The organism is Streptomyces qaidamensis, from assembly GCF_001611795.1.
GTDB classification, from domain to species: Bacteria; Actinomycetota; Actinomycetes; order Streptomycetales; family Streptomycetaceae; genus Streptomyces; species Streptomyces qaidamensis.
Genome location: NZ_CP015098.1, coordinates 118,001 through 132,421, shown reverse-complemented (window position 1 = coordinate 132,421; position 14,421 = coordinate 118,001). Strand labels below are relative to the sequence as shown.

Here is a 14,421-nt window from a genome sequence, read left to right as displayed (position 1 = left end):
CGCCGGTCTGTCCGCTATCCCGCCGCACCGCAGGGCGGCATCAGTATCAGGGGCGGGGTCTGCATTGGTGATCGGTCTCGCAGGTCCCTACCTGTGGGTCCGAACGGTATCTAGGCGACGCCGGCTTCGGTTGGTGGCAGGAGACGGGAGGAAGCGGATGGAGTGTCCGCCGGTCACGGTGGAACGGTGGGAGGGGCTGGAGTGCGCAGCGCAGCTCGATGTCGTGCTCCCGATGTACAAGGAGATCTGGGTCGAACCGCCGTACTGCGAAGGCGTGAAGGAGATCGCCGAGTTCCTGGACCGCTTCGCGCAGGAGGTCTTCCTTCCCCGTGCCCGCCTCGTCATCACCCGCTGCGGTGACGTGCCGATCGGCTACGCCTTCGGATACCCTCTCCCGCCCGACACCGGTTGGTGGAAGGCGATGGATGAGGAGACGACGCCGGAGTTCACGGCCGAGACAGGCGAACGCACCCTGGGCATTGTCGAACTCGCGGTCCGCACCAAGTGGCGGCGGCAGGGGATAGCGGCTCTGATGCATGCCCATCTGCTGGAGGGCCTGGGAGTTGAGCGGGTCACGCTGGCGATGCGGCCGGAGGCGGAAGCGGCGCCGGCGCACGCCGCCTACGCCGCGTGGGGCTACCGCCAGGTCGGTCACTGGCGGCCGGCCGAGGAGGAGGCCGTCTCCCACATCATGCTGCTGACTCTCCCGGTCGCCGTCCCACGGGCCGACCGGTGACCGGGAAGACGGCCGTAGCCGTCCGCGGACAGGGATGGCAGTGCGCTGAGGAGGCCAAGGAAGGGGGACAGTCCACGTGGCAGCGCATTCCAGTTGGGGCAGGTGCGTACGGGTGGCAGATGGCGGGCGGTGGGCACCGGTGCGGTCGCCGCGCCCCTGACACCATCCTGAGAACCGTGCGGGCCGGCTGATGAGCAGGGCGAGCATGAGAGGGATCCGCCGTCGGGGGAGTGCGGGGGACGCGCCGTCGCGGGTGGGGCTGTTGCGGGAGCGGGGTTCCGGCTGTACTGGGGTGCGCAGAGCGTCTCGCTGGTCGGGGACGAGATCAACATCTTGGCTATCCCGCTGGCCGCCGTGCTGTTGCTGGACGCGGGTGCGGCCGAGATGGGCTGGCTGACGGCGGTGGCCCTGCTGCCGTCGTTGCTGCTGTCGATCCCTGGCGGGGCATGGGCGGACCGGCAGGCCAACCGGCGCCAGGCGATGATCGTCGCCGACTTCGGGCGGTTCGCCGCGGTGGCCTCGATACCGCTGGCGTATGCGTGCGGGGCGCTGACGATGGCTCACCTGTTCGTGACGGAGTTCGTCGTCGGGGCGCTGACCGTGTTGTTCCGGGTCTGCAATCACCACGTGTACGCCTCTGTGGTCGCTGCGGAGCGGTATGTGGACGGCAACGCGCTGCTCTCCGGGAGCAGGTCGGCGGCCGCAGTCGCCGGACCGAGCACCGGTGGCGCGTTGGTACAGGTACTGTCGGCGCCGTTCGCACTGCTGGTGGACGCCCTGACCTATTTGGTGTCGGCGGTGTGCCTGAGAAGCATCAGGGCACGGGAGGCGCCGCCCGCACCACGTGAGGCAAGCGGGCTGGCGGCCGGACTGCGCTGGGTGACAGCGAACCGCACCCCGGGCCTGCTGCTGGCCGGGGTGTCCATGCTGAGCCTTTGCCACACCTTCCTGATGACCCTGTTCGTGTTGTACGGAGCCACCGAACTGGGCCTGTCAGCCGGGGCGTTGGGCGCGGTGATGGCCGCGTTCGGGCTCGGTGGGCTGGCCGGTGCCTACGCCGCGCCGCGTGTGGTGAGGCGGATCGGCCTCGGCCCGGCCATCGTGGCCGGCTTCCTGTGGTTCAGCCTCCCCCTGCTGCTGGTGCCACTGGCCGAAGGCCCGGGGCCGTTGGTCATCGCTGCGCTGATCGCTGCGCAACTCGGCGCCGGCTGCGGGGTCGCGGTCATGGACATCGCGGCCAACAGCTATCTGATCGCCGTCATCCCGCCCACGCTGCGCTCCCGCGTGATGGGCGTGGTCCAGACCGCCAACTTCGGGGTGCGCCCGATCGGCGCGGTGCTGGCCGGCACGCTGGGCACCGCGCTCGGCCTGCGGCCCACCCTGTGGATCGGCACAGCGGGCGCCGTGCTCAGCGTGCTGTGGGTCGCTGCATCCGGGCTGCCACGCATCCGGGAACTGCCCGAAAACGCCGAGCAACGTAGAGAAGAGCATGAAGAAGCGGGGGTTTGACCACCCGCACGGTGCCAGTCGGAAAGGTCCAGAGAGCGGCTACCGAGAGCCGGTACGGGCCGCTGACGAGCTGGTGGTCCAGGGCCAGCAGGTTCTTGTCCTCGGGTGCGGATCTTCTGTCGCCTGGCCCTCTTGCGGTGTAGATCGGGCGCCAGAACAACCGTATGCCCGGCCGTGAAAGATCAGTTGAAGGATACGAATTAGCTCCTGTGGCCAGGTGCTGAGGTTCGCCGCCCCATCAGGGCCAGCCCTGCAACACGCACAGACTTGACACGGAATCGAGCTGGAACAGCCCGACCGTGTCGCTGCGCCGGATGAGGTCGAAGGCAGGCGGGTCGTCGAGGGAAACGTGGTCGGGGTTGTCGAGATCGAGCAGGCGTCCCGTGGTGCGGTGGATCTCGGCGACAGCGTGCGCCATCGCGGACTGCATCCGCACGCCGAGGACGTCGAGCTTCAGCAGGCCGAAGTCTTCGACGTCCTCCTTGTCGGCCTGCACCATCGGGTATCCGGCCGGGGTGGGCTGTACCGGCAGCCGGTCCAGCAGCGCCGCGTTCGAAAGGATCACTCCGCAGGGGTGCATGGCGTAGCCGCGGGGAGCGCGTCCAGGCCTTCGGCGAGCTCCCACAGCGGTCCGAACTTTGCTGCCTGAGTGGCGAGTTGCCGCAGCTCCGGCAGCTCGGCCAGGGCACTGCGGATATCCCGGGCCCGGATGTGCGGAAAACTCTTCGCGATCTCCCCGATGACCTGCGGCGGAATCCCCAGGGCGAGGCCGGTATCGCGCAAGGCGTGACGCGCCCGGTAGGTCTCGGGCATGCCGGTGACCGCGGTCCGCTCCCGCCCGAACCTCTCGACGATCGCGTCGTACACCTCCAGCCGACGCTCGGACTCCACATCGAGGTCGATGTCCGGCAACGAGGTGCGCCGCTCGCTGAGGAAGCGCTCGAACAGCAGCCGGTGCTCGAGAGGGTTGGCCGTGGCGACGAACAGCGCGTGGTTGACCATCGAGCCGGCGCCGGAGCCACCCGGATCCCCAAGGCCCGGGTGTCGGCGACCACCTCATAGCCCAACCGGCCAATGACCTCCAGCTCATAGTGCAGCTGCCGTACGGCGCGTTCGTCCGTGTCCAAGCCCCGGGCCACCAAGCCCGCCTCACAGCGCTGCCTCAGCAGCCGCATCGCCGAACCGCGCTCGGGGCCGGCGCCGACGACGGCAGGTGCGGGGAAGTGGGGACGCCCGAGCCCGAGATCGACCGGGTGAGGGTGCACGACTGGCCTGTGGTCTCGGTCTCGGCCAGCAGGCGGACCGCCCGGGCGGAGTCGTTGCCGACGGCCTGGGCGATACGGTCGGCGGCCGCCGCCATGGTGGCTGGACCCTTCAGCCAGCGTTCGCCGCCGTCCAGGTGCCGCCGGTCCACGGGCCGAAGCAGCCGGGCCGCGTCGAGCACGTCGGCCAGCCGGTGCTGGTGGGGGTCGGCGTAGCGGACCGCGTTCGTCAGCACCGTACGGACGCCGAGCTGGTCGGCCAGGCCCACGGTGCGCGCGGTCAGCCGCAGCGAGCCCGCCCGGTGCCCTGCCGCCCCAGGTACACGGCTTCCAGCCGCAGATGCTCTCCGGCGAGATCCCGCCACGGCGCGAGCAACTGCTCGGCGACGTCGGGGCAGCCGGCGGACAGGGCCCGTACCGGTTCGGAAGCCGGGCCGAGCAGCACCACCAGGTCCCGGTCGGCATACGCGCGCAGGGTGGGCCAGGACACGACCGGCGCTGCGCCGTCGGCCTCGGCTTGCGCGGCGGACACCAGGCGGCACAGGCGAGCCCACCCGCCCGCGTTCTGCGTGAGCAGGGTGATCCGTAGCGGAGGCTCGATCACATGCGTGCCGCCGCGCACGGCGTACGCGGCCGACCGGCCAGGGCTGGCGAGGTGAGCGGCGAGACGGCGACGTCGACGCCGAACACAGGGCGAATTCCGGCGGCCGCGGCGGTAGTGGCGAAGCGAACCGTGCCCGCGACGGTATCCCGGTCTGTTAGAGGTCCTAACAAAGGCGTTGGACGTGGCGGTGGGTGATCAGGCAGGTGGCGAGGCCGAGGAAGGCTTCGTGGATGTCGTCGCGTCGTTCCCAGCGGATGCGCAGGCGGCGAAAGCCGTGCAGCCAGGAGATCGTGCGCTCGACGACGTAGCGGAAGATGCCGAGGCCGGAGCCGTGTGGCTGGCCCCGTTCGGCGATGACCGGGCGGATGCCGCGGGCCCAGAGCAGGCGGCGGTATTTGTCGTGGTCGTAGCCGCGGTCGGCCAGAAGCGCGTCGGGTCGGTGTCTGGGGCGGCCGACGACGCCGGCCACGGCCGGAACCTTGTCCAGCAGGGGCAGCAGCTGGGTGATGTCGTTGCGGTTTCCGCCGGTCAGGGACGCCGCGAGCGGGATGCCCTGTCCGTCGGCAAGGACGTGGTGCTTGCTGCCCGGCCGTGCGCGGTCGACCGGGCTGGGACCGCTTTTGGGCCTCTGCGGGCCGCCCGGACATGCGAGGAGTCGATCACCGCCCGGGACCAGTCCAGCTTCTTCGCCGCCCGCAGCTTCTTCAGGAGCACGAGATGCAGTTCGTCCCACACGCCGGCTTCGTTCCACGCGGCCAGCCGCCGCCAGCACGTCATGCCGGAACCGAAGCCCAGCTCCTGCGGCAGGTACTCCCACTGGATACCGGTGTGCAGCACGAACAGGATCCCGCACAACGCCTGCCGGTCCGGCACCCGCGGCCGGCCCTCCACCAACTTCGGTCCCGGCTCGGGCAACAACGGCTCGATCAGCGACCACAGTTCATCCGACACGATCCACGGCCGCGACTGTCGCTTTCCCACGACCAGACCAACGACCACCCCAGCCGAAAGTCACTTGATCAACAACTTCTGTTAGGACCTCTAAAGGCCACCTTCGCGCGCACGTCCTGGCACCACCGCCCCCTGCGCGGCGCCAGCCAGGCCGGGCTGATCACCAACCTCAACGACGGTCTCACCTGGGGCGTCTTCCCCCTGCTCTTCACCGACCACGGCCTCGGACTCGCCGCCGTCGGCCTGATCAAGGGCCTCTACCCGATCCTGTGGGGGCTCGGGCAGATCCCCACCGGCCACCTCGTCGACCGCATCGGCCGCAAGCCCCTGATCGCCTACGGCATGCTCGTCCAGGCCGTCGGCTTCGTCCTCGCCCTCGCCCTGCTGGACCGGCCGCTGTTCGCGGGCGTCCTGTCCGCGGTCTTCCCGGGCCTGGGCACCGCCATGGTCTACCCGGCCCTCATCGCGTCCATCTCCGACCACGCCCACCCCGCCTGACGGGCCAACGCCCTGGGCACCTACCGGTTCTGGCGGGACATCGGCTACGCCGTCGGCGCCCTCGTCGCCGGTATCCTCGCCGACGCCCTCGACCTGAACGCCACCGTCATCGCCGCCGCCGTCCTCACCGCCGCCTCGGGACTCCTGGCAGCCCGCTGGATCACCGAGCACCGGCCCGACGCCCAGTGAACGACCGCCTGCCCCGGCCGCTGCCGGGGCAGGTCATGGCGGCCCGCATCTGGGGCGTCCATCGCGCCATGGCCAGCACCGCTCGGCCCTCCGCCCAGCACTGCGAGCCTGACTGCCCTCGACAGCTGTCTTGGACGCTATAAACTGCTGACTGCCCGGCGGAGCTCTGGGATCATCGGCTGATGGCCAACAGCAGGGATCGCTCGGCACTTCGGCAGCTGCTGGACGTCGTCGTCTCGCGCCACCTCAGCGGGAACACGCACGCCACCATCAACGCAGCGTTCGCGGAGCTGGCCATGCCGGAGATCCCCAAGGAGGAGGGATCGCTGCGTGAACGGATCGAACGCAGCTACGCCCAGGTCTCCGACAACGACCTCCCCCACGTCGCGCAACGCATCCTGGCTCGTGGGAGTCTCACCGCTGCGACTCGCAACGGGATACAAGATCTACTTTGGGCGGAGTCGTCACCCCCGGCGATACCCAAGAGGGTCCGACGCGAACTGGCCCGAGCCTTGGACCTGGCGGACATGGCACGCCACGAAGCACGCTTCATGAAGCTGCTGGAGCGCTTCTGGGTACTCGACCGCGAAGAATCCCTCGCTGACCTGCTACTTCCCAGCAACAATCGCCCGCCTGGGCTGAGACAGCACATCCAGCAACACGTCTTCCGCAACCCGGAGGACTGGTCGACCGAGGACCTCTTCGAACGCCTCGGGGCCTTCGAAGCCGGCGACGCGCGATTCGCCCGCTTCCTCGCATCGGCCGTCTCCGCCGACGTGCTCCTCGACGAGCCCGCCCAACGTCACCTGGTGGCACAGATCAACGAGCAGATCCGCAGCGCGGGAGTCGAGCTGCGTGAGACCGGGGCCGACGGCGGCTACCCGCGCTTCACCCTGGTCTCCACCCGGCTCGCCGACAACCGACGGCCGAAGAACGTCATCTTCGCCTCACTCACCAAGCCGGACATCCGATTCCTCTCCGCAGTGGACAACGACATCGAGATCGTCGGTGACCCCGGCAACGTCCTCGTCTACGACCGCGAGATCACAGGCGACGGCATCCGCTGGCGAGACCTCCAAACCTAGTGGCAGGACACCCACTCGCAGACGAGGCCGAAGCCAAGAAGACCCTCTACCACCGGCTCCGCCGCAGTCTGCCCGGCAACTCACCCGGGCAGCGCAACGTCTTCGAGCTCTACCACCACATCCTCGGCTCTGCCGTCTATGACCTCCCGGCGCTCCTACCCGAGGTGTGGCTCCACTGGGACCACAAGACAGTCCGCGAGCGGGGCCCTGAAGCGCTGCTGCGCTCCCGCATGGACTTCCTGCTCCTACTGCCCCACGGCCAGCGCGTCGTTCTTGAGGTCGACGGGTCCCAGCATTACACCCGCGACGACGGTCAGGTACCCGACAGCTACAAGTACGCGGAGCTGGTGGCTGGGGACCGCGAACTCGAGCTCAGAGGCTACGAGGTCTTCCGGTTCGGCCACGACGAACTCAGGGACGCGGAACGTGCCAGGCTCCTGCTCCAGGAGTTCCTGCCGGCCCTCTTCCAACGTTTCGAAGTGAACGGCCGCACCAGCTGATACCGGAGGCTGGGGCACGGGCCGGATGAGCACGGGTACCTATCCGGCCCCCCAGCCGTGAAGGCTGAACTCGCACGATCACCGCCGAAGACAGGGAAATGGCGTCCGGGTTCGGCGTACTCCGGCTCCGGGATTTCGGGAACCCGCGCGCTTCGCGCAGGCCGGGACGGAATAGCTCGGTGCGCAAGTCGGGGACGAAGGCGTCCAAGACGACGCGTGGAAGCGCCGGCGCTGGGCGGGGGTGAGGTGCTGGAGGTCGGTGGTGAAGCGGGGGAGTGTCTCGTCCGTGGGCACGGTGTCCTCCGGGCAGCACGACGAAGCCCCCGGCGGTTGCCGGGGGCTGATAGGCGGTCGTCTTTTGGCGGTGCTCGTTCCTTGGCGCGTGGTGATGCTCAGTGGTGCTTGTTGGTGTCGTTCGGGTTGGGGTGTGAGGGCTGCCGGAGAGCGATGACATTCGCGTCCGGCCTGGGGTCGCTTCCCGTCCGGCGGGCACCTGAGAAGAAAGTTCGGCTGCTGCTCCCGCCTGGCGGGACGTACTGCTGACCGGCCTTTTCTTGCAGGTCAGAGCCGTGTGGCGTGGTCTGCATGACAGTGGATATCAGGGTGATCCGGGCCGGTCAGATGTACCGCTACTACCTGCGCGAGACCGTTGTCGGCGATGGCCGCCGCCCGGCCCGCACGTCGCTGCGCACAGCTCAGGAGCAAGCCGGTGTCCCGGCCGGGCGATGGATGGGCCGGGGACTTGCCGCGCTCGGTCTGACGTCGGGTGAGGAGGTCACCGAGGCGCAGCTGCGGAACCTGTTCGACGAGCGGGGCCGGCACCCGTACGCGGACCGGATCGAGGCCGACCTGCTCGCCAAGGGCGCGTCGGCGAAGAAGGCGTTCAAGGCCGGTGCCCTCGGACGGCGGGTGACGGTCACGGGCGTCGACTTCGTCTCCCGGCCGCAGCCGACGATCTACCTGTTGTGGGCGTTGGGGGATGAGGAGACCCGGCGGGTGATCGAGGCCGCGCACGAGCGTGCGATCGAGCGGGTGCTGGAGTGGATCGAGGACGAGGTGGCGGTGATCCGGTACGGCAAGGACGGCATCTACCGGGTGCGGCCGCCCGGCGGTCTGGTCGCCGCGCGCTTCCGCACTACGAGGCACGCTCGGCGGCGGTGCCGCGGGCACGGTAGATCAAGGTCCTGGGCCAGGGGTCCTCCAGGTGGGCGGCGATATTCGCGACGAAGACCGAAGGGATCAGCAGGAGCCCGTCGCCGGCGAGGCGGACTGTTCCGACTTGGGGGAAGTGGCCGATCTCGATACCGCCGGCTTGCCAGGCGATGCTCGGGTGCAGGCTCTCGATGGTCGTGACCCATCCGTGTTCGCCGATCACACCCACCCGGTGCACGACATCGCGCTCACAGAGCGCGCGCAGTTGCGGCCAGTCTGTGGCGAGCAGCTCGTGCCACGCCTGGTCCATCGCCTCGGCGATCCTGGAGACGGCGTCCGTCGAGTCCAGCACTGCGCGTACGCGGGGATCACGGGCGGACGGGCCGGTCGCGTTGGTGGCGATTTCGTGGCGGGCCGCTTCCAGCGGTGTGGCCCGGATAATGGCCAGGTCGTCTGCCCAGGTCTGGTTGAGGCCGCGCGGGGGCGGGGCGACGAAGTTCGGTCCGGATTGCGGGGTGTGCAGGGCGAGGGCGGCGTTCAGATCGCTCTCGCGGCGAAGCCGTTCAAAGGCCGGCAGGAGCCGGGTGGCCCAGGCTCGCGGCAGCGGCCTGTCTTGGCTGGCGAGCGAGCGTAGCAGGAAGCACAGGTCCATCGCGGGCGACAGTGCGAAGCGGCTGCGCAGCAGGTCCTCGACGGAGACTTCGAAGCGCAGCACCCAGCCATGCTACCGCGGGACATCTGCTCCGATTCGTCCAGCGACGAATCATTGGTGAGTAGCGTGGGCGCACGGCGAGGCTGCGCGTCATGACCCCAACCGCCGAACCCGCGCAGGGCAACCACCGTGCCACCTACCGGGAGGTGCTGGCCGAGCCACGATTCCGGCTGCTCTTCTCAACCCGCACCGTCGCAATCACTGCGGACGCGCTGCGGATCACCACGTTCTCGGTGCTGGTCTTCTCGGCCACCGGCTCCGCGCTGCTGAGCGCACTGGCCTTCGGCATCGGCTTCATCCCGCAGCTGTTCGGCTCGCTGCTGCTGGGCTCACTGGCCGACCGACTGCCGCCCCGCGCGCTCATCACCGGCGGCTACGCCTTGACGTGCGCCTCCGCCCTGCTGCTCGCCCTGGTGCGGATGCCGGTCGCGGCAAGCCTCGGTGTCGTGGCGCTGGTCGCCCTCACCACACCGGTGTTTCACGGCTCGTCGAGTCGGCTGGTCGCGCAGTCGCTGGAGGGCGACGCCTATGTACTGGGCCGTTCACTGAACAACATCGCTGCCTCCGGCGCGCAATTGTTCGGTCTGGCGCTGGGAGGTGCGGCCGTCGCGGTACTCGGCCCGCGCCAGGCGCTCGCGGTCAGCGCCGCCCTCTACCTCGGCTGCGCGCTCGCTATCCGCATCCGGCTACCCCGGCTGCAGCCAGGAGAGTTCGGCGGCACACCTGGCAGCGCTCGGGGCGATGGCGGGGCCGTCCGGGCAAGCCTGCACGGTGTCGGCCTGCTGCTGCGCAAACACACGGTGCGACGACTGATGCTGGCCCGGTGGCTCCCGCCGGCGTTCGTAGCGGGCGCGGAAGGCCTGATCGTCGCCTACGCGGGAGGACGCCACTTCGCGCCCGGCTGGTACGCGGTGCTGATGGGCTGTCTGCCGGTCGGCATGCTGGTCGGTGATCTGCTGGTAGGCCGATTGCTACGGCCGCCCACCCGGGAGCGACTGGTAGCCCCTTTGATTGCGCTGATGGGACTGCCGCTGGTCGGCTTCGCTGCCGAGCCCGGAGTGGGCGTCTCGTCCTGTCTGCTGCTGCTCTGCGGCTTCGGATTCGCCTACGGTCTCGGCCTGCAACGGCCGTTCCTGGACGCCCTACCGCAGGATGGCCTGGGCCAGGCATTCGGGCTGCTCGGCTCCGGCAGCATGACGCTGCAGGGCGTCGGGCCGGCCTGCTTCGGCGCGATGGCCGCAGGCATCGGAACAGGCGGTGCAATCGCCCTGGCAGGCGGCGCGGCGGCGCTTACCGCCGGCTGGATTCTCACCTGGCACCCACCTGCCTCCCCGGTCCCCGTCCCGAACTGCTCAACGGGATCAGAGAACGGCACCGAACAGCATGCGTGTAGGTCTCCTGCGCAGTAACGTTCGATGGCTTTGTTCATGAGAATGAGCAGCAGATGTTCACCGCTTCGGGAGGCGCCACAGCACACCGGGGATTCGAACACTGGGTGAGTCGCTTGCCGTCCTCAGAGGCGGCGGCTGGCGCTTGCCCGCGCTGCGTTGCTACTCCACGCCGGTGGCAGGTGCCGTTCCCGCAACGGATGAGAAAACATGTTGGCTGGCTGTCGGCGAGCTGCGACGATGCGTCTGTTTCCCAGACGGAGGACATTTGTTCGTTTTCGTGTGTGCGGGATGCGGCGCCGAGTTGACCACCCCGCTGTCCCAGGTCGCACTGCCAGTCCACGCCCGTCAGACGTACGGGAACGGGACTCAGCTTCCGGTGCTCATGCAGTCAGGGACGTTTGCCGTGGACCCGGACCCCTGGGGCGGGCCGTGGCGTATGTGGGACGAGATCGATCCGGGCGAGGCGGAGGCACGCGGCATCTACGCGCCGGTCGACGCCCTGTCCGACAGCACGCCCGGGGCGAGTGTCATCGCGCCCGGTGATATCCGTGGGACTCGGCTGATTCCTGAGAAGCGCGGTGGTGCCTGCTGCGGCCTCGACGGAGCCGACGGGCCCAACATGGCCTGCGAGGCATGCGGCCTCCCCGTGGCGTCCAGGATCGACGACTGCTCGCTCTGGCAGGCGGTGCGGCTCAGCCCGGACGCCGTGCACCGCGTCCCCGTTGACGGTACGCGCGCCGCGCTGCCCTCCTGGCGGAGCTGGCAGCGAAGGGGGAGAAAACTCCCCCTTTCGAGCCGATCGCCACGTGGGGAGGACGGCTGGGGCCGAACCACTACTGGTCGTGGAGCCCGCAGTGGGAGGCGGCAGCCGGCCAGGCCCTCGCCCATCTGCTGGTTGCCTCCCGAGGGCAGCCGGTGCAGGTCCCGGGCGGTCTGACAGCGGACGTGTTCCAGCGCGTGCTCGACGCCCTGCTGCCGCCAGGCCCCCCGAAGCTGCGAGCCGTCCTGGCTGGACCGGGACAGCCCTCCCCGGACGCGGGCGTCGACATCCTCCTCGTACCGGTCCACCCCCAGACAGGCCAGACCTGGACTCCTGCCGGCCCGGCTGCGTCGGCATACCTGGTGCCCCTGCCGCTGGGGGTGTGGCTGTGGCTGGTCTCTCCCCAGCCGTACTTGCCGGTTCCCGCGTCAGGCCGCATTCCCAAGGACGTACTCCGCGACGACCCGCTCCCACTGCTCCCCCACTACCTGTTCCGGGCCGACCGGGGAACGTTCCAGCACACCTTGGTCCGGCTACCAGCCGTGCGCCGCCCCTGGCTGCGCACGATCCTCGAGAACCTCACGCAGGGCACCTCGGCCGACCTGTTCTAACCGTCTGGCAATCGAACAGCGCCAGACTCTCATGCCTCCCAAAGTGGTCGACATCTGCTGTCCAATCTGGTGAACAAAGCCGGGTGGCAGACGAACGAGTGACTTCGGGCAGTCGGGGCCAGGAGCGACCAGTGCTGCAGGGTTCTTCTGCAGGTAGCGGGCGAGCTGGTGCGCGTTCGGCCCTTTCCATGCCTGGACTGCTTCTAGCGCAGTTCGTGCGTCGTCATCGGTGAACGCCGGCCCGATGGCATGGTGCAGGTGCTCGGTGATCTGCGACTGAGCGTGTGCGAGTTCGGCTCGTAACCGCAATTGGTCCGGGGTCAGCTTCCTCATGATCGGCCTGGACGGCGAATCGTGGTGCGGCGTTCCCCGAGCGGCAGGACGGGGGCGCTGTCGCCGTCTGCGGTCTTCTTTACCTGCGCGTTGACGACGGTCGGCTTGATGAGGTCGTTGGGCGTGCACTGGAAGATGTCACACAGGGCAACGAGAGTGTCCATGCTCATCCGCTGCGGCGGCTGCGTCACCAGCCGGTAGACCTGCTCGCGTGACAGGGAGACACCGCGCTCCGCGAGCAGCGGCACCAGGTCCGAGGTCTGGAACATCTCGTGCTCGGCCATCACCTGACGCAGTCGCCAGTCGTAGCCCATCTTCTTGATCATGTCAGGTCCCAGTCGTCGCCCAGCCGTCGCTTCAACGAAGTCTCCAGGAGCGCGTTGCGGTACTCATCTGAAACGCCCATGTAGATGGCTGTTGTGGCGGCATGGGAGTGTCCGGCCTGCTCCTGCACGAACCTCGCGGGGTAGCCGAATTCCGTTAGGTGGGTGATGTAGCTGTGGCGCAGGCAGTGCAGGTCCAGGTCTTCGTCAAGTCCGGCGTCCTGCCTGGCGGCGACGAAGGCCTCGTTGATGGAGCGCGGCGAGAGACGGCCGACTCTCTCGGTCACCCACAGGGCCGGGTGTTTACCGGGCGCGAAGTGGGGGCGTACATCGCGCACCCATTCGCCCAGGACGTCGACAACCCAGTCCATCTCCGGGACGGTCAGCACCATCCGCCGTTTCGGCGGAGCACCCTTGGACGACTTGCCGAACCGCACAGTCATGCTGCCGTAGGGCCCGAACCGCGGGGCCTTGCGGTTACGGCGCAGGTCCACCAGGTCCACCTTCGAAGCCTCCGTGCGTCGCGTACCGAAGGCGTAGACCGTCTTCAACACTGCGGCATCCCGCAACGCGGTGAGCGTCCCCTTCCGCCCCTGCCCCCGGATCTTCCCGGGCCGGGCGTCCGCCACGTCGAACAGGGCCTGGACCTCGTCGTACGTCTGCGGTCGGCGCCGCGGGTCACCCTCGTACTCCACCGTGTGCAGCACCGAGTTGCCCTCATGGAACACCACTTGCGGTGCCTCACCGAACCGTTCCAGGCAAGCCTCGACCCACCCGTACCGGGGATCGCGCAGGTACTCCATGAACAGGGAGATCGTCACTTCGTACGTGCGCGCCGTGGACAACTGGATGGGTTGGGCACCGTTGCGCAGATGCACGATGAACGCCTCACCGTCGGCCGGGGTCCACTGCCACGGGTACAGCCCCGTGAAATCAGCGAGCCGCCCGATCAGGCGCAACCGGGCACCGATCGTCGATTCCTGTAAGAAACGGGCGCCTTGCTGCCGGGCCCAGCCCTCCTGCATCGCGGTGAAAACGGCCGGCGCAGGGTCGAGGTGAACGATGTTCGACGCCAGAACGAGGCGTGCCGAACCGGGTGCTTGAGTGACCACGCGGCTGTTCGACCTGCAGGTCATGGCCGTCGGCGGTGTGATCTAGCATCGTGCGCACCCGTCTGACGTGGGTGAACTGCTTCTTCATCGCCGGTGGAGTGTTGTGGCAGATGCAATTCATCCTGTTTTTGTACTTCCGCGACCCGCGCACCGCGGGCTCGTACACGCCGTCCAGCCGCTTGAAGAGCACGCCTTCCATCCCGACCGACGCCCACGTCAGCCATTCACGCACCGTGTCCGGATCGGTGGTCGACGGGCACAGCACCCACGGGGCGGGCAGTTGACGGGCAGTGAACACGGACTCGAGCGCGGCCCTGCGCCGCCGATACGGCCATCTGGTCGTGTCGGTCCCGGACAACCGCAGCAGATCGAACGCGAAAGCGCACGGGTTCGCGGATTCCGGAGCCCGAACATTCAGAACCTGCCCATGTGGGTGCGGTTCTGTTGGGTGGGGTGGGTTGGTTCCAGGTCGTCGGGGGGGGGGGGGGGGGGGGGGGGGGGGCGGCGGCGGCCCAGCGTGATTCACAGGGGCTCTCACTGGCCGTTCTCTATCCGTTCGTGTGCTCGGTCTGCTTCGAACAGCGCGCTGGATCGGGTGAGTTGGCCGACGTGGGGGCATGAAGGAAGGGCCTCTTGGTAGCTCGCGGTTGTCGAGTCCAGCGAGAAGCAAGAGGCCCTGTTGTCGAAGTGTCG

General features: G+C 68.8%; 13 protein-coding genes and 3 pseudogenes. 8 read left to right on the top strand and 8 right to left on the bottom strand.

Annotated features, from left to right (window positions below):
* The first annotated feature begins 157 nt into the window (after nucleotides 1-157).
* Together A4E84_RS00535 and A4E84_RS00530 are read left to right on the top strand one after the other, a co-directional pair.
* Complete coding sequence (locus A4E84_RS00535; RefSeq protein ID WP_062924632.1) at nucleotides 158-736, top strand: GNAT family N-acetyltransferase; 579 nt, start codon at nucleotides 158-160, stop codon at nucleotides 734-736.
* Between the two features lie 333 nt (nucleotides 737-1,069).
* On the top strand, nucleotides 1,070-2,245 hold the full coding sequence (locus A4E84_RS00530) for an MFS transporter (RefSeq protein ID WP_237304740.1): 1,176 nt from the start codon (nucleotides 1,070-1,072) through the stop codon (nucleotides 2,243-2,245).
* 238 nt (nucleotides 2,246-2,483) lie between these two features.
* On the opposite strand, the pseudogene A4E84_RS44120 reads toward A4E84_RS00530, so the two are convergent.
* The 4 genes and pseudogenes from A4E84_RS44120 to A4E84_RS40105 all read right to left on the bottom strand — a co-directional run bounded on the left by A4E84_RS44120 (nucleotide 2,484) and on the right by A4E84_RS40105 (nucleotide 5,050).
* Nucleotides 2,484-3,247 (bottom strand): annotated as a pseudogene (locus tag A4E84_RS44120) (hypothetical protein).
* A 160-nt stretch (nucleotides 3,248-3,407) separates the two neighbouring features.
* Nucleotides 3,408-3,776: a hypothetical protein gene (locus tag A4E84_RS44115; protein ID WP_237304738.1), complete on the bottom strand. Its 369-nt coding sequence runs from the start codon at nucleotides 3,774-3,776 to the stop codon at nucleotides 3,408-3,410.
* 11 nt (nucleotides 3,777-3,787) lie between these two features.
* Nucleotides 3,788-4,111 carry a hypothetical protein gene (locus tag A4E84_RS44110; protein WP_237304736.1) on the bottom strand — a complete coding sequence of 108 codons (324 nt, stop codon included), beginning with the start codon at nucleotides 4,109-4,111 and terminating at the stop codon, nucleotides 3,788-3,790.
* A 163-nt stretch (nucleotides 4,112-4,274) separates the two neighbouring features.
* Nucleotides 4,275-5,050, bottom strand: a protein-coding gene (locus A4E84_RS40105) for an IS5 family transposase (protein WP_418082250.1) whose coding sequence is annotated in 2 segments (ribosomal slippage) — nucleotides 4,275-4,747 and nucleotides 4,747-5,050 — 777 coding nt in all. Because the reading frame shifts where the segments join, the coding sequence is not laid out codon by codon here.
* Between A4E84_RS40105 and A4E84_RS44105 the strand changes: the two genes are divergently transcribed.
* From A4E84_RS44105 to A4E84_RS45580, 4 genes and pseudogenes are all read left to right on the top strand, one after another.
* Entirely contained in the window at nucleotides 4,940-5,560 is a 621-nt protein-coding gene (locus A4E84_RS44105; RefSeq protein ID WP_237304734.1) for an MFS transporter, read from the top strand. The genes A4E84_RS40105 and A4E84_RS44105 overlap by 111 nt on opposite strands.
* A 371-nt stretch (nucleotides 5,561-5,931) precedes the next feature.
* Nucleotides 5,932-6,834, top strand: a complete 903-nt coding sequence (locus tag A4E84_RS43890) for an AbiJ-related protein (protein WP_213084199.1) — start codon at nucleotides 5,932-5,934, stop codon at nucleotides 6,832-6,834.
* Nucleotides 6,834-7,334 carry a hypothetical protein gene (locus A4E84_RS43885; RefSeq protein WP_213084198.1) on the top strand — a complete coding sequence of 167 codons (501 nt, stop codon included), beginning with the start codon at nucleotides 6,834-6,836 and terminating at the stop codon, nucleotides 7,332-7,334. The genes A4E84_RS43890 and A4E84_RS43885 overlap by 1 nt, the downstream gene beginning before the upstream one ends.
* Before the next feature lie 585 nt (nucleotides 7,335-7,919).
* Nucleotides 7,920-8,408, top strand: a pseudogene (locus A4E84_RS45580) (relaxase domain-containing protein); the annotation flags it as partial.
* A 61-nt stretch (nucleotides 8,409-8,469) separates the two neighbouring features.
* Here the strand turns inward: A4E84_RS45580 and A4E84_RS41860 are convergent.
* Nucleotides 8,470-9,201, bottom strand: a complete 732-nt coding sequence (locus A4E84_RS41860) for an ArsR family transcriptional regulator (protein ID WP_237304732.1) — start codon at nucleotides 9,199-9,201, stop codon at nucleotides 8,470-8,472.
* Nucleotides 9,202-9,290: 89 nt separating this feature from the next.
* On the opposite strand from A4E84_RS41860, the gene A4E84_RS00495 reads away from it, so the two are divergent.
* Entirely contained in the window at nucleotides 9,291-10,607 is a 1,317-nt protein-coding gene (locus A4E84_RS00495; protein WP_062924629.1) for an MFS transporter, read from the top strand.
* 247 nt (nucleotides 10,608-10,854) lie between these two features.
* Nucleotides 10,855-11,960, top strand: a pseudogene (locus A4E84_RS00490) (hypothetical protein).
* A gap of 329 nt (nucleotides 11,961-12,289) precedes the next feature.
* Here the strand turns inward: A4E84_RS00490 and A4E84_RS00485 are convergent.
* From A4E84_RS00485 to A4E84_RS44100, 3 genes are read right to left on the bottom strand one after another with little or no spacing between them, the layout of a single operon-like run.
* Nucleotides 12,290-12,619 carry a helix-turn-helix domain-containing protein gene (locus A4E84_RS00485; RefSeq protein ID WP_062924628.1) on the bottom strand — a complete coding sequence of 110 codons (330 nt, stop codon included), beginning with the start codon at nucleotides 12,617-12,619 and terminating at the stop codon, nucleotides 12,290-12,292.
* Complete coding sequence (locus tag A4E84_RS00480) at nucleotides 12,616-13,641, bottom strand: tyrosine-type recombinase/integrase (RefSeq protein WP_237304730.1); 1,026 nt, start codon at nucleotides 13,639-13,641, stop codon at nucleotides 12,616-12,618. The genes A4E84_RS00485 and A4E84_RS00480 overlap by 4 nt, the downstream gene beginning before the upstream one ends.
* On the bottom strand, nucleotides 13,550-14,347 hold the full coding sequence (locus A4E84_RS44100) for an ATP-dependent DNA ligase (protein ID WP_237304728.1): 798 nt from the start codon (nucleotides 14,345-14,347) through the stop codon (nucleotides 13,550-13,552). The genes A4E84_RS00480 and A4E84_RS44100 overlap by 92 nt, the downstream gene beginning before the upstream one ends.
* Nucleotides 14,348-14,421 lie beyond the last annotated feature (74 nt).